At 45.9% G+C, this 21,848-nt stretch carries 17 protein-coding genes; 4 read left to right on the forward strand and 13 right to left on the reverse strand.

The features are described from left to right. Positions 1 to 121: 121 nt before the first annotated feature. Complete coding sequence (locus tag V7R42_RS00630; protein WP_334018327.1) at positions 122 to 895, forward strand: DNA/RNA non-specific endonuclease; 774 nt, start codon at positions 122 to 124, stop codon at positions 893 to 895. Between the two features lie 60 nt (positions 896 to 955). Here V7R42_RS00630 and V7R42_RS00635 read toward each other — a convergent pair whose 3' ends face one another. The 8 genes from V7R42_RS00635 to V7R42_RS00670 all read right to left on the reverse strand — a co-directional run bounded on the left by V7R42_RS00635 (position 956) and on the right by V7R42_RS00670 (position 12,017). Beyond that, a complete protein-coding gene (locus V7R42_RS00635; RefSeq protein WP_334018328.1) occupies positions 956 to 1,825 on the reverse strand; it encodes a sterol desaturase family protein in 870 nt (289 codons plus the stop codon). Between the two features lie 72 nt (positions 1,826 to 1,897). Next, positions 1,898 to 2,563 carry a CDP-alcohol phosphatidyltransferase family protein gene (locus tag V7R42_RS00640; RefSeq protein WP_334018329.1) on the reverse strand — a complete coding sequence of 222 codons (666 nt, stop codon included), beginning with the start codon at positions 2,561 to 2,563 and terminating at the stop codon, positions 1,898 to 1,900. Between the two features lie 76 nt (positions 2,564 to 2,639). Beyond that, positions 2,640 to 3,269: an ATP-binding cassette domain-containing protein gene (locus tag V7R42_RS00645; RefSeq protein WP_334018330.1), complete on the reverse strand. Its 630-nt coding sequence runs from the start codon at positions 3,267 to 3,269 to the stop codon at positions 2,640 to 2,642. A 55-nt stretch (positions 3,270 to 3,324) separates the two neighbouring features. Then, the gene (locus V7R42_RS00650; protein WP_334018331.1) at positions 3,325 to 5,124 is read right to left on the reverse strand and encodes an ABC transporter permease; all 1,800 of its coding nucleotides are present in this window, start codon (positions 5,122 to 5,124) and stop codon (positions 3,325 to 3,327) included. Beyond that, the gene (locus tag V7R42_RS00655; RefSeq protein ID WP_334018332.1) at positions 5,124 to 6,527 is read right to left on the reverse strand and encodes an ABC transporter substrate-binding protein; all 1,404 of its coding nucleotides are present in this window, start codon (positions 6,525 to 6,527) and stop codon (positions 5,124 to 5,126) included. Before V7R42_RS00655 ends, V7R42_RS00650 begins: the two co-directional genes overlap by 1 nt. Then, entirely contained in the window at positions 6,514 to 7,503 is a 990-nt protein-coding gene (locus V7R42_RS00660; RefSeq protein ID WP_334018333.1) for a DUF547 domain-containing protein, read from the reverse strand. The genes V7R42_RS00655 and V7R42_RS00660 overlap by 14 nt, the downstream gene beginning before the upstream one ends. A 5-nt stretch (positions 7,504 to 7,508) precedes the next feature. Beyond that, positions 7,509 to 9,662, reverse strand: coding sequence for an FAD-dependent oxidoreductase (locus V7R42_RS00665; protein WP_334018334.1), 2,154 nt, complete (start codon positions 9,660 to 9,662; stop codon positions 7,509 to 7,511). A 15-nt stretch (positions 9,663 to 9,677) separates the two neighbouring features. Next, positions 9,678 to 12,017 (reverse strand): TonB-dependent receptor, encoded by a 2,340-nt coding sequence (locus tag V7R42_RS00670; RefSeq protein ID WP_334018335.1) that lies wholly within the window; start codon positions 12,015 to 12,017, stop codon positions 9,678 to 9,680. Positions 12,018 to 12,184: 167 nt separating this feature from the next. On the opposite strand from V7R42_RS00670, the gene V7R42_RS00675 reads away from it, so the two are divergent. After that, positions 12,185 to 12,595 (forward strand): hypothetical protein, encoded by a 411-nt coding sequence (locus tag V7R42_RS00675; RefSeq protein WP_334018336.1) that lies wholly within the window; start codon positions 12,185 to 12,187, stop codon positions 12,593 to 12,595. Positions 12,596 to 12,718: 123 nt separating this feature from the next. Here the strand turns inward: V7R42_RS00675 and V7R42_RS00680 are convergent, their stop codons facing one another. Continuing rightward, positions 12,719 to 13,183 carry an EVE domain-containing protein gene (locus tag V7R42_RS00680; protein ID WP_334018337.1) on the reverse strand — a complete coding sequence of 155 codons (465 nt, stop codon included), beginning with the start codon at positions 13,181 to 13,183 and terminating at the stop codon, positions 12,719 to 12,721. A 228-nt stretch (positions 13,184 to 13,411) separates the two neighbouring features. Here V7R42_RS00680 and V7R42_RS00685 point away from each other — a divergent pair, with 228 nt between their 5' ends. After that, the gene (locus tag V7R42_RS00685) at positions 13,412 to 15,760 is read left to right on the forward strand and encodes a YgiQ family radical SAM protein (protein WP_334018338.1); all 2,349 of its coding nucleotides are present in this window, start codon (positions 13,412 to 13,414) and stop codon (positions 15,758 to 15,760) included. Positions 15,761 to 15,850: 90 nt separating this feature from the next. Here the strand turns inward: V7R42_RS00685 and V7R42_RS00690 are convergent, their stop codons facing one another. From V7R42_RS00690 to V7R42_RS00700, 3 genes are all read right to left on the reverse strand, one after another. Continuing rightward, positions 15,851 to 16,255: a hypothetical protein gene (locus tag V7R42_RS00690; protein WP_334018339.1), complete on the reverse strand. Its 405-nt coding sequence runs from the start codon at positions 16,253 to 16,255 to the stop codon at positions 15,851 to 15,853. Then, the gene (locus V7R42_RS00695; protein ID WP_334018340.1) at positions 16,255 to 17,928 is read right to left on the reverse strand and encodes a S41 family peptidase; all 1,674 of its coding nucleotides are present in this window, start codon (positions 17,926 to 17,928) and stop codon (positions 16,255 to 16,257) included. Before V7R42_RS00695 ends, V7R42_RS00690 begins: the two co-directional genes overlap by 1 nt. 252 nt (positions 17,929 to 18,180) lie before the next feature. Then, the gene (locus V7R42_RS00700) at positions 18,181 to 19,251 is read right to left on the reverse strand and encodes a strictosidine synthase family protein (protein WP_334018341.1); all 1,071 of its coding nucleotides are present in this window, start codon (positions 19,249 to 19,251) and stop codon (positions 18,181 to 18,183) included. Between the two features lie 215 nt (positions 19,252 to 19,466). Here V7R42_RS00700 and V7R42_RS00705 point away from each other — a divergent pair, with 215 nt between their 5' ends. Continuing rightward, complete coding sequence (locus V7R42_RS00705) at positions 19,467 to 20,045, forward strand: demethoxyubiquinone hydroxylase family protein (protein ID WP_334018342.1); 579 nt, start codon at positions 19,467 to 19,469, stop codon at positions 20,043 to 20,045. A 314-nt stretch (positions 20,046 to 20,359) separates the two neighbouring features. Here V7R42_RS00705 and V7R42_RS00710 read toward each other — a convergent pair whose 3' ends face one another. Continuing rightward, a complete protein-coding gene (locus V7R42_RS00710; RefSeq protein ID WP_334018343.1) occupies positions 20,360 to 21,844 on the reverse strand; it encodes a PepSY-associated TM helix domain-containing protein in 1,485 nt (494 codons plus the stop codon). Between the last annotated feature and the right edge of the window lie 4 nt (positions 21,845 to 21,848).

The raw sequence follows: 21,848 nt of genomic DNA on the forward strand, positions 1-21,848 counted from the left end.
GTTCCCCCTACTTTAGGCGACAACCACTTGTTTTGTGGTAGCTTTTACGTACTATTCGTGAAATTAAACAACTGTACTTTAGTACAGATTATTACTTTCATCAGAGTAGAGCCGAAAAATAATGAAGAGACTTATTGCCGTATCTCTTGCTGTATCATTTGTTTTCCCCGTTTTTAAAGCCTTTGCTGAAAACTGTGTATTCAGCTGCCCTATGGGATTAAGTGGACAAACCATAACTCGCTCCATTTATACACTGAATAATAACCCACAAACAAAGTTTGCTAATTGGGTGGCGTATCATGTTACGCCTGAGACTATTGATGGCCCATCTAGAAGCCGTAACTGGAAAGCAGATCCTGAGTTGGATGATGAAAGCACATTAGAGCCAAATGACTATAAAGGTGCGTGGCGCGGTATAGGTACAGACAGAGGTCATCAAGTTCCGCTTGCCTCTTTTAGCAACTCGCCTGACTGGCGGGAACTTAATTACCTTTCAAATATTACACCTCAAGATTCTGATTTAAACCAAGGTCCATGGGTTAAATTAGAGAATGCTGTGCGTAGTCTAGTGAGATCAGGGCAAGACGTTTATGTGGTTTCGGGCCCTCTTTACGAGACTTTTTTCGCTGCGTTACCAGCTGCTGACGAGTTGCACAGCATCCCTAGCGGTTATTTTAAAGTCATCGTGAGTGAAGTTAACGGTTTAATGGAAGCCTCTGCATTTATCATGCAGCAAAATGCTTCTCGCCGTGATGATTACTGCGCAACGCAAGTTACCATTGATGAAGTAGAAGCGAGAACCGGTTTAGACATTATGCCAGTTTTGCCCGATGAAAGTGAGGATATCATTGAAGGCATGCTCGGTAAGCTAGCTATGCGACTTGGCTGTAGCTAAGTCTTTTTTCGGCATACAAATGTAAAGCTATTATTGATAGACAGCCTTTTTACTCGCTAGCTAGTTGCTTTTAAAGGGTTGCAGTAGCAAGGCACGAATTGAAGCATTCTCTTTTACCGCAGGCACATCCTGTTGGCCTATGGAAAGTGTTTCGTCGCTTTGCTTCGCTCTCGGGGTAAAGCTTTTAAAAAGCCTATCCCACCACGATACGCTAAACCCATAGTTTGAATTTGACTCACTTTTAGCCTGGCTATGGTGAATGCGATGTAAGCGCTGGGTAATTAACACAAGCCCAATTCTGTCATCCCATTTTTGCGGCAGCCTAATATTGGCATGATTAAAAATGGCAAAGCCATTGAGTGCCACTTCAAAGATAACTATAGCAACAGCAGGCACGCCCAGTATCACCACCGCTGCGGCTTTAATACCCAAACTCATAGCAATTTCAACTGGATGAAAGCGAAGAGCAGTAGTGGTATCGACATGACTGTCGGCGTGATGCATTTTATGAAAGCGCCACAACATAGGCACCGTGTGAAAAAGCCGATGCTGCCAATATATCAGCATATCAAGTAATAAAACGCTTACCGTTACTATGACGATGTGGACAAGATACGTTAAAGAAGCATTGAGAAGCTCACCACTGTTTAGCAGTTGATTAGCGCTTGTAGCATCAGCCGACACGGCATCCATTAAAACATTGAACACACCAATGCCTTTTTGTTGCGCCCATAAAGACACACCAACGAGTGTGGTCGGAAGCAAAATACGCGATACCAGCGCCCCCATTACCACCATGGACAAGTTACCCAACCAGCGTGTTTTCCTACTAAGCACGGCTTCTCGCGCTGGCAACAGTGCTTCAAGTACTGCCATAAGCACAAAAACGCCAAGAAATACGCTTAAGCGAATAACCGCGGTATTATCCAAAGCAAATTACCTTTATCACGTTAATTACTTCCAAAATTCAGATTACTTTTAATGCTACGAGAACTTTCACCATCATTCATAACCTGAAGAAGGCACTGTGCGTTCTGACTTTGCAGCGTCGCGCTCTACCCTATCAAGCGTAGAAAAGCCCCCTGCTATGCGAGTAATGACTGTTACGGCACAGGCTGCTGCAAACACGTACGCAAGCGTTGCGAAATACTGCGGCCATATGCAGAACGCCAAAAACACTAAAATGGTTTCAGTACCTTCCGTTAACCCCTGCATATAGTAAAAACTTTTGTTAGCGAACTGGGGCCTGTCTATTTGAAATTTCTCTGCGGCAATAGCAAACGCCAGAAAGCTGCTGCCGGTGCCAATAAAGGTAGCTAACAGTACCATTGCTGGTATGCCCCACTCTTGAGGGTTAGCAATACCAAACGCTAAAGGAATAGAGGCATAGAAAAGAAAGTCTAAGCAAATATCCAAAAAGCCACCCGCACTGCTGCTACTTTGTTGATAGCGCGCCAGTTCACCGTCAATTCCATCGAACACGCGATTCAATATGATGCAGCCTAGCGCCATATTCCACCAGTTAAGAATTATAAAGGGAAGCGCAAGAATACCGACAACAAACCCGGCAAGCGTAACCTGATTTGGGGTAACGCCCTTGCTATCTAACGCCTTTATCAAAGGCCGTAAAAGTGGCTTTATAAAAGGGGTGACTTTGGCATCTAACATGACATATCTCTTTACTCGCTCTGCAGTATTTTTTACTATTTCAGTAATACCTTCGGCAGTACTTATGTAAATACCGCTATAAAATTTCTATGACGTTGCCGCCTGCGGCTAGCGCATCATCTTTATCGTGCGTCACTAATACTGCGGGCATATTACGTGCTTTTAGCTGCGAAAATGTCCAGCTGCGGATTTGACTACGAAGGGCTACATCTAATTTGCTAAATGGCTCGTCAAGCAATACCACATCAGGCTCAGAAGCTAACGTTCTGATAAGGCTCACTCTGGCCTGCTGACCACCAGAGAGCGTATTCACATTGCGGTCAGCGATTCCATCAAGTTCGACGGCCACCAACAACGTGTTAATGGCGTCGTGTTTCAATTGCTTGTTTTTATATGCCTTATCAGGCATGGCAAACGCAATGTTTTCGCCCACGGTCATGTGTTCAAATAAAAGCGCATCCTGAAACATAATGCCCACTTTGCGAAGGTGCACATCGATATCGTTTATCACCACGTGGTTAACTTTAATTTGTCCAGTAACGCTAAACGGCGCCTGAAGCTGTCCGGCGATAGCTTGAAGTAAAGTAGACTTGCCTGCGCCACTTGGGCCCATAACGGTCAGCACTTCCCCCTTTGCTACGTCAGCACTTAACTGAAACAGCGGCTTGTCATCGCGATAGATAACGACGTTTTCTAAACTAAGCACTATAAATTACGCCCTTGTAGCTTTTGTTCTTTGCTTTTATGTTAGCCATGTGCTTTTACTGCACTGGATTTGCGGAACGATTGCTGTGAGTACCTGATACCAGCATTTGCCTACTTCGCTTTCTCGTAGCAATTACAGGCATGTACCAAGCGATCATAAAGCCAATTAACGGCATTACCGCTTGAATAATGACATATACAGCAGTAAGTCGCGTACTGCTCCCCGATACCGACGCCACAGCCTCGGTAGTAACAGTAGGGATCGTCCCGCCAGACGCCAGCAAGGTAGGTAAATACTGGCTAAAGCTAATCGCTAGCCCTAAGGCCCATGCCACCATAATGGCGCTGAACAACGAAGGCAGCTTAACATGATAAAATACCTGCCACGGCGTTTTGCCCAAGCTCTGCGCCACCATGGCGTATCGATTGTCGAACTTCCTATATGCCACCGCCATCGATAAAAACACGTAAGGCACAACATAAACCATGTGCGCTACATAGGTGTGAAACCATACGGCGTTTTGAAAAATAAGCTGCTGAAACCAGACCAGACCATATAGGAAAGCTACACCAGGTACCAATAGTGGCAAAAATAGAGAGACAGAAAATGCATTCGAAGCAACAGCACGCGCTGGCTGTAACTGTTCGCTTTCCAGGGTAAATAGAACAAGGATTAATGAGGTTGTACTTACCAGCACGCCAAGCAATAAAGTATTAATAAACGGTGTTGTAAGCGCACTTATTGCCGTATTCCAATGCAGCAGTGTTAGCCCCTCTGGCAATAACAGCGGAAAATGCCATTGCTTAGCAAAGGAGTACACAACAACCGTGTATACCACTGCGCAAATCAAGATAATGTAAAACGCCATAATAACAAAACCAGATGCGCGTAGCGCTCCATCGGCAAAATATCGATTACCACCTGAAAGGCTGCGCTTACCGATGTACGTCACTAATCGCTCTGTCCCCAAAAATAACAGCACCGCTACCGCTGATACTGCCACCTGAACCACAGCAGCACTGCTTGCAAGCAGTCGCATGGACAAATCAATATGATTAAACCAGTGCATAATGGCGACAGCTAAAGTGCTCGGGTTATTCGGTCCTAGAATAAGTGGGATTTCCACATTTGAAGTGGCGAAAACTAGCACTGCTAAAAGCGGTAACTTTATCTGGGAAAAAGTTGTCGGCAGCACCAGTTTAAAAAAGCTCGCAGTAGGTGAATAACCTAATGCTGTCCCCACCTTTACATACCCCGTGAGTTTCTTTTTCACCAGCGGCTGAGACATAACGCTTAGCGTCATTAACAAAATAAACGGCAGCTCTTTCAGGCTAAGCGCGATAAGTATACTTAGTCCTAGACCGTCATAAAGTAGCGTTCCATCATTTGCAGCGGGCAATGCCATTTCGCTGATTTCATTAACAAAGGGGCTTGTGAAAGCATGGCTAAAATACGCATTCAAGCGCGTGGTGATCGCCGCAAAGATACCAGAAGGGCTAACGACAAATAAAAGGGAAATGGCTGCAGCTGCGTGGGGAAACACCAGAAACGGGCTTAACACACCCTGAATTTTGCCTAGCAGGGAAGACTGGTAAAACGTGGCGAGAATACAAAACGCTGCTATTACGGCTAAAAGGGTTGAGCCTACGCCCGTAAAAAGCGACAACCACATCATTTGCCAAATGTCTGGAAGACCGAATAGCGTCGCAAACACTTGCGTTGAAAAGGCGTTTGCGCCGATAGCTGGGAAATAACCTAACGCAGGGAATATTACTCCTACCAGCCCTGCCAATACAGGAATACAAAGTAAAAGCAGCAAGCACCAGCGTGCAACAAGCGTAATGTGAGTAAACATTAGTAGCGTGCCCCGTAACGTTCAAACCAGGCTTCGCGCAATTTATCAGTCCAGCTTGCATGGGGTTCGGCTAACAGCACCATGGGCTGTGATTTGTCGAGGGCAGATCTGTGCACAGACGCCTCTTTAAATAGCATAGCTTGTGCTTTTGTCAGCAATGTCACATCAAGAACCGTATCGTCGCCCCACACCGCCAGCTTTTGCTTCTCGGCCTGTGCCTCTGGCGAAAGCAAAAAATTTACTACTGTTTTTGCTGCTGTTTTGTTTTTAGAATTGTAGGTCAGACCCACAAAATGTACGTTAGCAAGACTACCGTCTTGCATAGCATAGGTACGAACATCATCGGGTAAATCAAAACGATTTACGGCTGATGGAATTTCAGCGGCGGTAAATGAAAACGCGAGTGTTAACTCACCTGTGCCAACCAAGCGTTGAAGTTGCGAGGCTTGGCGAAGCATATACTCCCCTTGCTGCCACATAGTGGGATGCAATTGGTCCAAATAAGCCCAAAGCGCGGGCAATACGGCCTGAAGAGACGATTCGGTAACGGGTTGGTAAAACAAAGACTGCTTATCACCATTAAGTGCAATTGCTGCGTATTTTATAAAGCTAATGCCTAAATAATCGCTCGGCACTGGATAAGTAAAGCGTCCTGGCACTTTTTGAGAGAACCGAAGCAGTTCATTAATGGTTTGCCCAGGCGTAATGTCTAGCGCTTTCATGTGCGCGCTGCGATAATAAAACACCATCGACGCCTTACCCCACGGCGCTTCCATACCAAGCGTGGGTTCGCCAAAGTCGGTTACCATGGCAGCGTTCTTTTCCGGGCGGGTTAGCGCGAAATGATCAAGTTCTTTAACCCAGTCTTTAGCGAGCAAGCCATGCTTTTTCATTGCCGCAAAGTTTTCGCCATTTATCCATATCAAATCTACGCTGCCGTTATCGTGATTACCGGCCGCTTTTTCTGCTAATACACGTGACACGGCGTCACTGGTATCAGCAAGCTTAACGTGCTGCAGTTCAATGTTAAAACGCTGACTAACTTGCGCGGCTACCCATTGCAAATAACCATTTACTTGGGCGCTTCCCCCCCATGCATGAAAACGTACCAGAGGTTTGCTTTGTGTGTCGTCTTTAGGCGATTGCGCTGAAGTGCGCTTGAGCGCCGTTGACGCACGTACTGGCGATTGAGGCTGGCTCTGTATTTCATTGCCAGAAACATCAACAATAGAACCATCAACACTGGGAATATCAAACGGTACCGCAAATGAATGTGAAGCTGTGATTAGCTGAGAACTGAAAACAGCTGATGCCAGCGTCAGCCCCTTAATGAGACGACTAAATTTGCCAAAGCGGCGTAAACAAGCCGCTTTCATGCTAAGTAAAGCGCTATCGCGTAGCATTGAGCGCCCAATCGTAATCTAAGAATTCTAGCTCTGCGTTATCTTGCTCAAGCACTGAAACCTGCTGACTCGATAGGTTTAATGCATCTTTGTATAACAGTAAAAATTGGCTGAGATTTTCAGTATTTATGTTTTTAATGCCTTGCCAACGTTCACTTTTCCGATTGATATTATTTTCAAAATCCTCGCTGTACCAGTCGAATATTTTAGAGAGCTTCAAGGTGTTACCGTCCATTCTGTTGCGAGACGTATCGGCTAAAAAACGCTTGGTTTGTGCGTCAAGCTGGCTATTTAGCCTTGCGCCAACATACGCTTCTTCTCGCAGCGCAGGGCAACCAATACTGGCACAGTTTACGGCGAAATGAATTCGAGGTTCGTTATATCCTTCCGTGGTTTTATTTTGTCCGCGAATAAGTTCGTGCTCTATTTCATCCAGCGTACGAGTTTTGCCAAGTAGCGGCGCAATTTCCTTTTTCCATGGCGACGAGAAAAAGCTGCCTAAATCGCGAATAGACTCAATCTTAGGGTATTCAGTAAGAATAAGGCCAACTGTGTAGGCGTTGTAAGCATTGATGAGAAACGCCAGTTGGTCGGCCTTGCTCCAGCCGTCAAAGGTACTTTTTTCTACCTTAGCTAAGCTATTTAAATACTGAGTTAAACGTTCCCTATCTTGTTTAAACCCATGGTAATCAACTTGCGTGCTGGCACCATTGTCGATGGTTTTCACATGCTCGCTTAGTAACGCACTAAACGGCTCGTGTAGCCTGTTCAATTGCTTTAGCACAGCTTCATCAGAGAGAGCAGAAAAGCTTACGCTTGCAGCAAGCAGCATGACGCTGCTTACTGCCAATCGACCAAATTTTCTAATAGTGATTCGTCTGGACATCGCGATTACTCTTGTCATTACTTGTTCGCTCGCCATCAACAATGCGTTTTTCACCGCTAATCCTTTCGTCACCGCTAATGCTTTTTTCACATTAACTACCCTCTGCGCCACGTGTGGAATTTCTCTACATAGCTGAGTAATTTTTCAGGTGCGTTTGCGCGTTTCCAATTCCCTGCTGCATACTTTGCGCCTTCAGCCCATGTTGGATAGGCATGAATTGTACCTAGTATTTTGTTTAATCCTAGGTCGTGTTTCATGGCAATAACAAACTCAGCCAGTAAGTCTCCTGCATGTTCCGAGACGATGGTAACGCCCAGTATTTTGTCTTTACCCGGCGGTGTGAGCACTTTAATAAACCCTTTTCTTGCACTTTCCGCAACAGCGCGATCTAACTCTGCAAACTCGTATCGCGTTACTTCAACGTCAATGTCTTGCTCGGCAGCGTCACGCTCGTTAATGCCCACCCGCGCTACTTCCGGATCGATAAAAGTTGTCCATGGAATAACGCGATAATCAACTTTGAATTTCTTAAACGTACCGAACAGAGCATTTACCGCCGCGTACCACGCCTGATGTGAGGCCACGTGGGTAAATTGATAAGGCCCTACTACATCACCAGCGGCAAAAATATTGGGCATCAGGGTTTGCAAGTATTCGTCGGTTTCAATCGTTCTATCAAATTGAATACCTAAGTCTTCCAGACCAAAACCATGTAAACGGGCTTTTCGTCCTACAGCCACAATGACTTCGTCGTAGGCAATGGTAGATTCAACACCCTCTTTCGCTACAATCAGTACTTTTTCACCGTCTTGTTGTTCAAAGCGAAGCGCGTCATGGGACGTCAATACGTTTACGCCGCTCTCTCTAAGCACAGACTCAGCATACTCCGCCACATCCGCATCTTCCCGGCCCATTAAACGCGGGGCACGCTCAACTTGCGTTACGTCACTGCCAAGGCGTGAAAAGGCTTGGGCGAGCTCACAACCAATAGGTCCGCCACCTAATACAATTAAACGTTTAGGCGTGTCTTCAAGCTCTGTAAACTTGGTCCATAACGTGTCTGAGGTGACATAGCCACTTTGTTCAATGCCAGGCAGTTCAGGAACAAAGGGCGCAGCGCCTGTTGCAACAACAATGTTCTTAGTGGTTAGCGTTTGCGTGCCGCCATCATTCTTTTTTATTTCCACTGTCCAAGGGTCGATGATTTTCGCATAGCCTTTTACAACATCAACACCCAAGCTAGTGTAACGCTCTACACTGTCATTAGGCGCGATTGCCGCAATCACTTCGTGCACACGTGCCATCACATTTTTAAACGACATAGCGGGTGTTACCGGCTCTAAACCATAGTTATCAGCATGACGCATTTGATTGGCCACTTTTGCCGTTTTTATAATGGCTTTGCTCGGTACGCAGCCGTAGTTGAGACAGTCGCCGCCCATTTCGCCAGCTTCTACCAGCGTGACTTTTGCTTTCACCGCTGCAGCAATATAGCTGGTAACCAAACCACCCGCACCCGCTCCAATAACCACTAAGTTGCGATCAAACTTCTTTGGCTTGCTGTAGCCTTTGTACACGCGACGGCGATTGACTACTGCTACGATAGCTTTAGCTATCCAAGGGAATATGCCTAAAAGTACAAATGAAAAGATAAGCCCAGGCGAGACAATGCCAGACAAACTGTCTATTTGCGCAAGTTGAGTACCCGCATTTACATATACCGCGGTGCCCGCAAGCATGCCCACTTGGCTTACCCAGTAGAATGTCCTGGTTTTAAGCGACGTTAGCCCCATCAAAAGGTTGATTAGGAAGAACGGGAATACTGGCACTAGGCGAAGGGTAAATAAGTAAAACGCACCTTGCTTTTCCACGCCCTCATCAATCTTTTTAAGCTTTTCTTTAAATTTATTTCGTACGGTGTCGCGCAAAATAAAGCGTGAAACTAAAAACGCCAGCGTTGCCCCTACGCTTGAGGCAAACGATACAATAACTAAGCCCTGAACCAAGCCAAACAAGGCCCCTGCTGCCAAGGTCAAAATAGCTGCACCCGGTAATGATAGTGCGGTTACGGCAACATAAATGGCAAAGAACACACCAATACTTAATACCGGGTTTTGTGCAATCTGCGATTGAAACGTATCCAGTGAATCCTTCATACCTTGAAGGGTTAGATAGCTATTTAAATCAAAATAAAAAAAGCCAAATATGGCGGCGATAATGACACCTAAAAGCGCTATTTTCTTAAACATAAATATCCTTAGCGCTTAAAACGCGTATTGCATGGTAACTTGAGCGTGACGAGGTACGTTTGGCATGACAAGCGTCGCGCCGAAATACCCACCTTCAAACAGTGGCTGCCAATTTTCTTCATCGGTCACATTAATGATATCTAAACGTAATCGAAGGTCATCTGTTACTTGATAGACTGCATTTACGTCAACCGTATATTGATCGCGAATATGCACCGTTTGCAGAAAGTCTAGTGGAAATGACTTGGTATAGAGACCACTTGCCCCCACCTGCAAGTCATCCGTAATTTGCCAGCCAGCGTTAATAGAAGCAATTTGTGGCGGGATCCCCTGAACGCGACTGTCTGATGCAGGGAACGCGGCAAAAGAAGGTGATCCTACTCCTGTACCTTCAATAATATCAGGGCGACTATTATCAAACGCATCATTAACCTGCGCCGTACCTTGAAACGCCGCTGAATCATCAAAACGTGCGTCTAAGTAGCTATACGCAGCATTGATCCAAACATCATCTGTTTGATAAAACATTTGTAGTTCAAAACCTTGCGTTTTCACGCCACTGTTACTGCCATCACGGTTACGTAGGCTTCGGGTTTGGTCAAACACAGCGGCCTCTGCGTACCAGCTGCTGTTTGGCGCATATTTTACACCCACTTCGTACAACGTATTTTCAGTAGCAAAGTTAAGCGGGTTGATCTCGTTATTACCGCCTAACACCGTGCCACCCGCCATGCTGTTCGATGTCGCGTCGTTTTCTGAAAACGCTGCGTATACATTCACATCACCCGTTAATTTGTACACTGCACTTAACTGGTAGCTGGTTAACGTATCGCTGTACGAATCTGATGCTGCTTCAACACCAACAGGTGCTAATGGATCACGCGCTTCTACGTCATAGTAATCAACACGTACGCCAGCAATAGTTGAAAATTTATCGGTCCAAATAGAGCGCTGCTGAAGCGCCAGGCCTGTTTGCCATGCGGTCGAGTCGGTGGTGTCTGACAAGTTAAAATCGCCGTTACCATCACCGTCTACGTCGTATTGCGCACCCGGTGAAACATATACGCCAGGACGCAGCTCAACTAATCGCGCTTTTTGGGCATCGGTAAGCGGAATAACGCGGTTTGAGATAGGCCCGGTTAAATCAATCGGATTATCGGCCTCAGTGGTAAACTGGCTATAGCCCAACACGTCGTTGTAACGCAGCGCTAACCCTACGATCGTAGTTTGGCTGTCGTTCCACTTATAATCTAGCTCAGTGCGGTTTTCGAACGTGTCAGCCCCGTCAATAATCTCAACGAAACTATTTTGTGCAATTTCTTCACGTTCAAGATATTGGTAATAAGTAATGTTCCGAAGCGCCACGTTATCAGTCATTTTGTATTCGACACTGCTTCGAATAACCGTAGTTTCGGCACCGTTAATGTCGTCAGGATTTGTGAATACGCGGTTGCGAGGAATAACCACTTCTCCGGTAGGGGTAATAATGGCACCTGCCCCCGGTACTGTACTGCCATTCGACTGAATACCTTGGCCTGTAATGTAGATGCCTTTATCGATAAGGTCTTGCGTTGGGCGGTTGATACCTGCGTTGTCTGGATAGTCTGTATCATAATACTCCGCGTTGATATCCCACGTCAGTGTATCGCTCGGCGTATAACGATAGGCTACAAACAGGTTCGTGCTATCGCGCTCGGCAAAATCGTAGAAACTGCCATGGTCTAAGTACTCTGCACTAAAGCGAATACCACTTTTACCTTCTTCTATAGCTGTGCCGTAGTCCACTTGCGCTGAATACTGATCCCAGCGACCAGCGCGAAGGGTGACTTTCCCCTTGCTTTCTGTGGTAGGCGCAACCTTAGTTTGAAGGTTTACAAAGCCACCATTACGCTGCGTACTACCAAACAACACTGGCGACGGCCCTTTTACCACGTCAATTTGCTCAACGCTATTGAACGACAAAGGCAAACCAAAACCATTATTGCCCGCTTGACGTCTTATACCATCTTGAAAAAGCTCACCTAATTGGCCGCGTATACTGGGCAGGCTTGGCGTGCCAAAGCCGCTAGAGGCGTACGCGTTGGGCGCCGCTTTTACGATATCGTGTAAATCGTTAATGTTAAGTGCCTCTATCGCTTGTGCCGACAGTGACGTCACCGCTCTAGGTGTCTGGGCAGCACTTAAACCACTCCCGAAAATTCCTTTAAGTGTGTTATCGCCAGGATTTAGCGTATCTACACTTTGCTGGTTTCCTGTTACCTCAACCACTTCAATATCTGCCACTTGTTGAGCATAGAGCGATTGACTGATGGCAAGTGCGAGTGTGCTAACGGCTAGGCCGATTACTTTTTTCATTAACAGATCCGTATTTTTAATTCTTGTTCGACAAGACCGATACGCGTCACAAAAAATTTCAGTACATTTAATTTTCAAAAAAATATTTAAAAACACTAAATTAATTGAAATTTTTATTTTGAACAGTCGTTCTAGTAGGCTTGCACTATTATACTTTTGGAGCTTGTATGCAAAACAACACCGATATTCAAAATCGACTACAATGGTCGCTACTTTCACTTCGCGTAACAGTATTTATCGTTATGTTCGTATGGACACTCGATAAGTTTGTAAACCCAGCACACGGCATGGCCATTTTTGAAAAATTCTATGGTATCGGCGGCGTGCCTGAAGTGGCCGTTTACGTCATGGGCGCCCTGCAGCTTTCGCTGGTTTTGGCATTCTTAGCGGGACTTGCGAAAAAGTACACCTATGGCCTAATTTTTATTCTTCACGGTGGGTCTACCCTGTCTTCATTCCCGCAGTATCTAGATGCCTTCAATCACCTGCTGTTTTTTGCTGCATGGCCAATGTGGGGCGCGTGCTTTGCACTTTTCCTGTTGCGCGATGCCGACACTAAATTTGCCTTTGGCAAGTAGCGGCAATCCGTTAGGTAAACACGTTAAATACAGCATGCTAGAAAGTTGGCGCATAGCCATAGCCCTTATATTTACCTTTAGCGAGCTAACGAGATATGGTGGCTACGCTTTTTTGCATTTAAATTATTGTTTGGCAGCAGTATAAAGTTGCTGCCACTCACCCTTTTCTACAGGCATGATTGACAGTCTTCCACCTTTTTTCACTAAAGGAAGCTCGGTAATACCGTCCATCGCTTTAATCACTGAAAGCGGCAGAACGCTTGAAAACTTCTCTACAAATTTCACGTCGACGCGATACCATCGGGGGTTATCTTCGCTGGATTTAGGATCGTAGTATTTTGACTCAGGGTTAAACTGCGTGGTGTCTGGGTAGCCGTTTTTTACCACTTCTGCAACACCTGCAATACCGACTAGTTTGCAGCTGGAGTGATAGATAAACACTTTGTCACCCAGTTTAACGCCGTCACGTAAAAAGTTACGCGCCTGGTAATTTCTTACGCCGTCCCACGGTTCCGTTTGTTCTGGACGGCTTGCCAAGTCATCAATAGAAAATGCATCAGGTTCTGTTTTAAATAGCCAATACGCCATGTTTTTATTCATTCTCTTAATGTTTGCACACTTACTAAAGCGTATACAAATAACCATACGCTGCACGTGCTCTATTATATTTTTAACTAACCCCAGTATACAAAGCGCTTTAATTTAATGACAGTGCTATACCTTAGCTTGGCCAACACTGCTATAATTACGCACTAATTCTGAGCTTCAGCCTAATTTAAGCTCAGCAACTCTCTGATTTTTCTAGATGTGATTACTATGCAAGCCACCATTAAGGCCGACCGCGGTCTGTTTTCTTACCCTAAATATTGGCCACACTGTCTGGGTACTGCGCCCTTTCTCCCTATGTCGAAGGAAGAAATGGATGCACTTGGCTGGGACAGCTGTGACGTTATTTTGGTAACGGGCGATGCGTATGTAGATCACCCTAGTTTTGGTATGGCGGTCATTGGCCGAGTGCTTGAAGCTCATGGTTTTCGCGTGGGCATTATTTCTCAGCCAGATTGGAAGAGTAAAGACGACTTCATGAAGTTGGGTAAGCCCAACCTGTATTTCGGCGTAACAGCCGGAAACATGGACTCTATGATCAACCGCTATACGTCTGACAAAAAGCTTCGTCACGACGATGCCTATACGCCAGGCAATGTAGGTGGTAAGCGTCCTGACCGTGCGGTTACCGTATATTCACAGCGTTGCCGTGAAGCATTTAAAGGTGTACCTGTTATTGTGGGTGGCATAGAAGCCAGCTTACGTCGCATTGCGCACTACGACTATTGGAGTGAAAAAGTACGCCGCTCAGTACTGTTCGATTCTAAAGCGGATATGCTCTTTTTCGGTAACGCCGAACGTCCTCTTGTTGAAGTAACCCACCGCTTGGCGGCAGGTGAAGACATTGCCGATTTGCGCGACATTCGCGGTACCGCAATCATCGTTAAAGAAGCCTTGCCTGAGTGGCAAGGTGTTGACTCTACTTCTCTAGACAGACCGGGCAAGATAGACGCCATTCCAAGCCCCTACCAAATGGAGCCTGAGTGCGACTCGCAGGATAAAGACGCGAAAAGCAGTGAAGCACCAGAAGCATCGCCCATTGTTATTCAGCCTGCGCAGAAAGAAAAAGAAAAGCGTAAGCCTTGGGAAAACGTGTACGTTAAGCTACCAGCGTACGAAACGGTAAAAGACAACAAGGTGTTATACGCACATACATCGCGTATTTTGCACCAAGAGACCAATCCAGGTTGCGCCCGTGCACTTATGCAGCGCCACGGCGACAGACATATTTGGATTAATCCACCGGCCATGCCGCTTGAAACGGAAGAGATGGACGCGGTATTTGATTTACCCTATCAGCGTGTGCCCCACCCTGTGTATGGCGATGCCAAAATTCCCGCTTACGACATGATCCGCTTTAGCATTAACATTATGCGCGGATGCTACGGTGGCTGCACGTTCTGCTCTATTACGGAACACGAAGGGCGTATTATTCAAAGCCGTTCTGAAGACTCTATTATTCGAGAAATTGAGCAAATACGCGATACTGTACCGGGCTTCACTGGTGTTATTTCTGACCTCGGCGGCCCGACGGCAAACATGTATCGCCTGCGTTGTAAGAGCCCGAAAGCGGAAGCCACCTGTCGTCGCCCTTCTTGTGTGTACCCTAGCATTTGTGCGCACATGGATACGGACCATAAGCCCACTATTGATTTATACCGCCGTGCTCGTGAATTGCCTGGAATTAAAAAGATATTGATTGCTTCAGGCGTGCGTTACGACCTAGCGGTAGAAGACCCCGAATACGTGAAAGAGCTCGCCCTTCACCACGTAGGCGGCTATCTGAAAATAGCACCAGAGCACACCGAAGACGGCCCGCTTTCAAAAATGATGAAACCGGGCATGGGAAGCTACTACCGCTTCAAAGAGCTATTTGATAAGTACTCACAAGAAGCAGGTAAAAAGCAGTACCTAATTCCTTACTTTATTGCATCGCATCCGGGTACCACCGACGAAGACATGCTTAGCCTTGCGATTTGGCTCAAAGAAAACAAATTTAAACTCGATCAGGTACAAAACTTCTATCCGTCGCCAATGGCAACGGCAACCACTATGTACCATACCGAGGTGAATTCCCTTCGCAAGGTCACTAGAGACAGCGAAGAGGTGCCTTCTGCAAAAGGTGAAATTCACCGTCGATTGCACAAGGCGATGCTGCGTTATCACGACCCGAAGAACTTTGCACAAATTCGCGAAGCACTTAAACGTATGGGGCGCGAAGATTTAATAGGCCGTGGCCCTCAGCACCTTGTTCCGCCAGAAACGGCAGATGAAAAACGCCAAAAAGCGCAAAAAGGCCGTCGCGGCGAACGCGCACTAACCAAGCATACTGGGCTTCCTCCTACCTTTCTGGGCAAGAACAGCAAAGGTGAAGGCGGTAACGGCGTAAATAAGAGCAGACGTAACTCCAACGTTAACAAGCAAGGTCGTGGCAACACAGCGCAGCAGCGCAACGACGCCAGCGGGAATAAGAACAGAGGCAACGCTTCAAAAGGAAATAATAGCGGTAGCAACAGCCGAGGCCGCACGCAAAAGCAGCCGAGCATGCACAAACGATAGCAATAAAAACGCCCAGAGCTTGTATACTCTGGGCGTTTTTTAAGGCCTATTGTCAACGATGACATTGCGCTTTCGTCGATTACTCACGAGTTATATATCGTTCAGGATATAACACGTCACATTTTCAAGCTCAGTAAGTTTCCCATTTTGATCGTTTCGCAAAACGCACTGCTCTCCATCACTGAGTAGTGTAAAGCTATAAATAGGGTTATTGTGTCTTCCGTCAGTAGGTAATCCCCTGCTATCGACCTTAGCCTTTCGCTCAATCGTAATACTCGCAGTTTGACTGAATGCATCATTAGCTATCGTTATATTTAGACCACCAAACCATTTGCTGATCTTACTTTCAATAGTTTGCTTCTGACTCACACTGATGGATTTGGTTATTGCCTCGTGCAACTCAGCCTCCTTCGTTGCAGCGCATCCGCTCGCCGATAGCAAAAGTATGGCGAGAGGTGCTGCTAGCAGCCTTCCTTTCTCATTAACAAGCGACATTACTTGCGCTCCTGAATAACAGGCTGATTTATTTTATTGTGTAAAATAAAGTTCTCTTTGCGTTGTTCAGGCTTGTCGATAGGAATAAGCTTTTCACCCACTAGCGCGCTTTGATTACTGCGCAGTGCATTTACATCAGCCGTGCCGTTGCCCGATACCACTTCAGGACATGAGCCTGTTGCAGCATATTCCAATGCGGCTGACAGCATCCCTTCATTTGGATCGCCCAAGCTTGCGGTAAAGTCATCTTCAACTTCACACCCCGGCAATTCAAATTCGAAATTAGGCGTGGTGGTAGGCATGAAACCATCAGCATAATCACCAAACCCTTTGTTATTCACCCCTTGGAACTGGATAGTAAAGTAGGTCTCACCACAATTGTCTGTTGGGTAGAACCCATACGGCTTACCACAAGTAGTAGAGCCAATTTGCACCACTTCTACATCAATACCACGAAGTGCATTCATTACCGCTTCACTTGCTGAACATGTCGCGCCCGTGGCTAAAACGTAAACCTTCGTCAGCGAAAGGCTAGGCAGAAGCGTGTCGGTAAGTTGCCCTGCGTTATAGTCAATAACATTGCGGTAAAACGGTGTTGGACGAATGGTCTCTCCGGTCACAGGGTTGGTGGTTGGATTTTTATCGTTAAAACGCAATGTTTCAAAGGTTGCGTTATTGGTTTGGTTCGGACCCGCTATCATGTAGGAAAGCTGTGAAGCTAGCGTCAAACGTCCTCCGCCGTTGTAGCGAAGGTCAATAACGAGCTCGGTCACATTTTCTTCAACAAACATATCGAACGCATCAATTAATCCTTCTTGCGCGGTAACGATAAAGGTATTGAATTGGAAGTAGCCCGTTTTGCCGTTTTCGGTATCGAGTACCTTTGCGTTTTGAACCGGCGTTACGCTGATATCGCCCGAGGTGATATTTACTGAGAGAGTTGAACCATCAACCTGCTCAAACTCAAAGCTTGTCACCGTACCTGCGTCTTCCGGAAACAGAGCAGCATTAATCGCATTGACGCCCTGTTGCGTGTTGTCATTGACAAAATCGACGCCGTTTATACGCGAAAGGGTTGCACCGCGAGGCACGCCAGCAGTAGCTGCAGGTGAACCCGGCTCAGTGAATCGCACTGTCAGTACTCTCGGCACGGTTGTGGAACCAAATTCCCAATCAAACCCATAACCCGATGAAATCCCCGATTGAGACAGTTCGTTATATTCGGCAGTGTCTTGTGAAAAGTGGAAGTTATCTTTTGGCGTACCGCTTGGCGTTAGCTCATTGGTTTTAAGCTGATCAAAATATCCCAACACTGAGAAATTTGCAGGGTCATTGTCATCTACTTCGTCGTACCACAAGTAAGTGTCATTAGTCCAAGTACGTAGCCACAGCTTTTCATCCATAGCGGTACCCTGTGTATCTGGATAAGCCCTATTAGTAAAAGGATCAATACCGCTTCTGGGGCTCTCGCACTTCGCTAAATATTCAGATTGCGGTTCATACACCCCAGGTTCCCACTCTGGCTCAGTTGTTATAGGCGTTGTGGGTGTTGTTGGCGTGGTAGGCGTTGTCACCACAGAAGAAGTATTAGACGAGCTTGAGCCGCCCCCACATCCAGCTAGAAGAGAAATCGTGACGGCAAGTACAACAGGAGAATAAACATAGGTTTTCATGATTTAAAAATACCCTTTCGGTACGGCTACCCCAAAACTATCAAACTTGTGCTAATAAGTATGCATATCGCTATACAGGATAGTGACATATCCTTGTAAACGTAACCACATAACAAAAGTTTAAAGTGTTTCGAAGTGAAAAAGAACATTTTGCAACGTCGATGAGAGAGTATCATTCACGACGCATATAGCGCTATCGCGGCAATGAAGAAGGCTAATTATCCTCCCTCAACAATATACCTGTCATTATCTTTAGTTTAGCTGCAACACTCCTACCGACTGCGCAGTTAAGCTACTCACATATACACCTTCATCTGTCTGTATTGCGCCTGTAACAAATGGAAAGCCACCGCTAGGGTCTTGGTAACTTTGTAAAACCTCTCCGCTTTCGCTTATTTTAACAAGGTGCCCGTATGCTTGACCTTGCGGGCGCATGAACTGTGGCAGACGCTGTACAATTTTACGAATGAAAGGCTTGTCAGATAGCGCGTCAATGGGAGCGGAGCGAGGCGAAGCAAGACCCAGAAAATACGCGCCGCTATTTGCCTGACTTATGTTGTCTGGGAATCCAGGCAAGTTATCAATCACGACCTCCACTTGGCCCTGTTTTGGCCCAATTAGCCAATAGCGCAACACGCGATATTTACCGGTTTCGTTGACCAGCACTGAATTTTGATCATGGCTTATTGCGACACCATTGGCAAAAACCAAACCATCCATCAGTACATTACTCGTTCTACGTACTGGGTCGTACTCTATAAGTCTGCCGTTGCCTCTATGTTCCAGAATTTCTAGAAGGCTCGCTTGCAGCGTTCCCCCATACTCTTTGGCAGAGAACTTGGTGGTTGCGTCAGTGAAGTAAATATTGCCGTTGTCGGTAACATCCACATCGTCCGCATACACAACTTTGGTGTTTTCTACTTGGTTAACCAATACCGTTAGCTCACCTTCAGGGTCTGCAATTAGCAATCCGCGATGGGCATCGGCGATTAATAAGTTGCCGTTGGGATCAAACTCGATACCGAGCGGACGCCCACTAGTGTTAATCCATGGAGTAAATGCTGCCTCACCTTTTTTCTTGAGTAATACGGCACCAGAATGAGCAGCAGTCGCAATAGTTCCCGCTGCATTTATCGCAAAGTCCTCAGGCCCGGCATCTGAGCCTAATTCAATGAGCGAAAGGTCTGACAAACGAGTGTTCTCAGCAAATTTCCATGAAAATCCGTTACTTGTGGGCGCTTTCCAGCTTATTGGTTCAATGGGTACTGGCCAAAAAAGTAAATACCCTAAAACCAGAATGACAACTCCACCGAATACTTTCATTTATGATCTCCTACAAGCAACGCATGTCGTGAATCTATCAACCATAGCAAGCAACCTTTCACTACTCTGCTTTCGTTTATAAATAGAACACTATCATTCAAAGCTTTCTAAATCGTACAACTTTGAGTAAGCAAATCTAAGCATTACAAATTCGTTAGGTGGCATCCATTCGCAGCTTCAGATCGTTTGATTATAAAATGCTGCTGAGGTACGTCATGCCATTTTATGCAAAAACACTCAAAGATAATTATGCTAAACAAGTAGACAAAGAGCTGCGTGCGAGCCACGCGGGAGAGACCGGGGCCGTTTGGATATACCGTGGTGCTCTATTTGCCGAATTTGTTTTGAGACTGGTTAAACTTTCTGGCACAAAAAACGAGGTACAACCCTTCATATATGAGCACCTTAAAACGGAAAGACGACACCTCGCTGTGTTTGAAAACGAAATGCCACTTTTCAGGGGAAGTTTTATTTTACCTTTATGGATAGCTTCTGGGTTTATCAGCGGCTTTATTCCAAGACTTTGCGGTATAAATTGCTTTTACTACACCATTTACCGAGAAGAGCAGTTCGTAGATTCGCATTACGAAGAACAATGTAAGCGCATTTCTGCGTTAGCCATCCCCCCTTCATACGTTATAAATCGGTTTAGACAATGCCAAGCAGATGAACAACATCACAGAGATGAAGCGCTAACCCTAATGACGAAAAAGCCGTCGTTATTAATGAAAATCTGGGGCGCAGCCGTAGAAAAAGGCTCATCTATTGCCGTTGCTATCGCAAAAATGATTTAAGTTATTGAGGTTATGCGCGGTGACCTGGAATTAAAAAATAGGCATCAGAGAATTTATTAATTGAAAACAAAGAGTCGCTTTTACAGTGGGAAAAAAGGACAGAGTTCGGCTGCCAAAACCCTGTGACAACTGCAGTATCAATGCCGACACACAGTTTCGTGTTCGATACAGTGAACAAGACACATGGCGAATCGTGTGCAAAGGGTGTCAAAGCAAAGCAAAGACCAGCAATGGCTATATGTATGGCGGTACGTGGAAAAAAAAGAAGCGTAACTAAGGGGCTTCCTACGAGCCCCAAATAGTAACAATAAAATTTACGCGCTAACTCTTTTTTCCCGCGCTGGTTGAGGAGCGTTATTATTCGCAATGAATTCAACCTCTCCCTCTTCATTTTTAGCCCGCTTCAGTAGCGTATTAGCACGGTATAAACTCCATGCTACATATACCGCCATAGGTATATTTAGCTGAAGTGACGCAACCGATAGCGTCGCGCTTTGGTGCACGGACGCATAGGCGATGAGTAATACCAGTACACTTAGGCCTGATATAAGCAACCATACCGGCTTTGTGAGTGACTTAACTCCCACTGTAATACCGGTATTAAATAGCATAAGGCACCAAAAAACGGCGATGAGTGAGCCTGTAAAAAACATATCTGCTACAGCCGTTAACGCAAGCGCACTCACACTACCCCACACCGTGCTGTACCAAAGCCTGCTTGCTAGCGGTGGATACGCCTTCTTAGACAGCCAAATCTCCATACCCGACACGCAAAGCATGGTCAGCATTACACCAAGAACAAAGTACAGCCATTTGCTGGTAAGGCCGGCGAAGTCACCAAAGTGCAATCGGTACATCGCCCATACCAACTGCTTACCCCATTCACCGAACTCATAGCCGGCCACACCGATAAAATTACCCGCCGTATCGAATCGATAGCCTTCTGCGTAGATCATTCTATTGGGTGCCTTGGCATATATTTCGATGAACTGCTCTGGTTCACCAACTTCGTGCACTGTTAAAAATATTGGCGACTTTTCAGGCGCTAGCGTTTCCATTTGTGCGAAGGCTTTTCCTATAGCAGGCTTACCTTCTTGTGGAGCGATGACCGGATCTGGAGTAAATATTTGATTTATTACGGCATCTCTGTCGCCGCCATAATTTACGGTGGCAACCAAAACTAAAATAATGCCGGCTAAACCAAAGTAAGTTCCCGTTATACCTATGACTAAATGAAACGGCGTGGCCCATAGGCCAAAGCGATTGTGCAAATCAATTTGTGCTTGCTGACCATTGCCACCCCGTCGAAGCTTAAAAGCGTCTTTTGCTATACGTTTATGAGCAATAATTCCAGTGACGACAAGAGTACAGATGATAGCGCCCAAAGCGCTGACCAAAATCATTCCCCAGCTATGCGGTAGATTTAAATAAAGATGCAAGTCTACCAACATCTGGGTGAAAGACACGCTTTCTTCTTCCAGTAAATTACCTTCGCTATCAGCAAAGTACGCGACGTGGTCGTTCTCAACTACTAGCCTTGGTATATCAGATGTAGGAAATACAACAAAAAGATGGTGAGACTCTTCGGTATGTTGCGCTAGGAAGCTATCCATAGCTTTTTCGATTGCTTGTGGAGTTACATTCTCCATCTCTTCTATATGAGGCTGCTCCCACCTTTCAAACTCTAAGTGAAAAACCGCAACGGTCCCAGATAAGCACACCAAAAAAAGCAGTACACTGAGAAAAACGCCTACCCAATTATGTGCATTTAATGCATTTTGTTTTGTTAATTTATCCATCAAT

This window comes from Alteromonas sp. S015 (genome assembly GCF_036864485.1).
Lineage (GTDB): Bacteria > Pseudomonadota > Gammaproteobacteria > Enterobacterales > Alteromonadaceae > Alteromonas.

What these genes read in the sequence shown, in the direction of transcription:
- V7R42_RS00650 (WP_334018331.1), bottom strand. Translation starts at nt 5,124, where the DNA reads ATGTTTACTCACATTACGCTTGTTGCACGCTGGTGCTTGCTGCTTTTA.
- V7R42_RS00695 (WP_334018340.1), bottom strand. Translation starts at nt 17,928, where the DNA reads ATGAAAACCTATGTTTATTCTCCTGTTGTACTTGCCGTCACGATTTCT.
- V7R42_RS00705 (WP_334018342.1), top strand. Translation starts at nt 19,467, where the DNA reads ATGCCATTTTATGCAAAAACACTCAAAGATAATTATGCTAAACAAGTA.
- V7R42_RS00670 (WP_334018335.1), bottom strand. Translation starts at nt 12,017, where the DNA reads ATGAAAAAAGTAATCGGCCTAGCCGTTAGCACACTCGCACTTGCCATC.
- V7R42_RS00640 (WP_334018329.1), bottom strand. Translation starts at nt 2,563, where the DNA reads ATGTTAGATGCCAAAGTCACCCCTTTTATAAAGCCACTTTTACGGCCT.
- V7R42_RS00700 (WP_334018341.1), bottom strand. Translation starts at nt 19,251, where the DNA reads ATGAAAGTATTCGGTGGAGTTGTCATTCTGGTTTTAGGGTATTTACTT.
- V7R42_RS00630 (WP_334018327.1), top strand. Translation starts at nt 122, where the DNA reads ATGAAGAGACTTATTGCCGTATCTCTTGCTGTATCATTTGTTTTCCCC.
- V7R42_RS00685 (WP_334018338.1), top strand. Translation starts at nt 13,412, where the DNA reads ATGCAAGCCACCATTAAGGCCGACCGCGGTCTGTTTTCTTACCCTAAA.
- V7R42_RS00655 (WP_334018332.1), bottom strand. Translation starts at nt 6,527, where the DNA reads ATGCTACGCGATAGCGCTTTACTTAGCATGAAAGCGGCTTGTTTACGC.
- V7R42_RS00690 (WP_334018339.1), bottom strand. Translation starts at nt 16,255, where the DNA reads ATGTCGCTTGTTAATGAGAAAGGAAGGCTGCTAGCAGCACCTCTCGCC.
- V7R42_RS00710 (WP_334018343.1), bottom strand. Translation starts at nt 21,844, where the DNA reads ATGGATAAATTAACAAAACAAAATGCATTAAATGCACATAATTGGGTA.
- V7R42_RS00665 (WP_334018334.1), bottom strand. Translation starts at nt 9,662, where the DNA reads ATGTTTAAGAAAATAGCGCTTTTAGGTGTCATTATCGCCGCCATATTT.
- V7R42_RS00675 (WP_334018336.1), top strand. Translation starts at nt 12,185, where the DNA reads ATGCAAAACAACACCGATATTCAAAATCGACTACAATGGTCGCTACTT.
- V7R42_RS00680 (WP_334018337.1), bottom strand. Translation starts at nt 13,183, where the DNA reads ATGGCGTATTGGCTATTTAAAACAGAACCTGATGCATTTTCTATTGAT.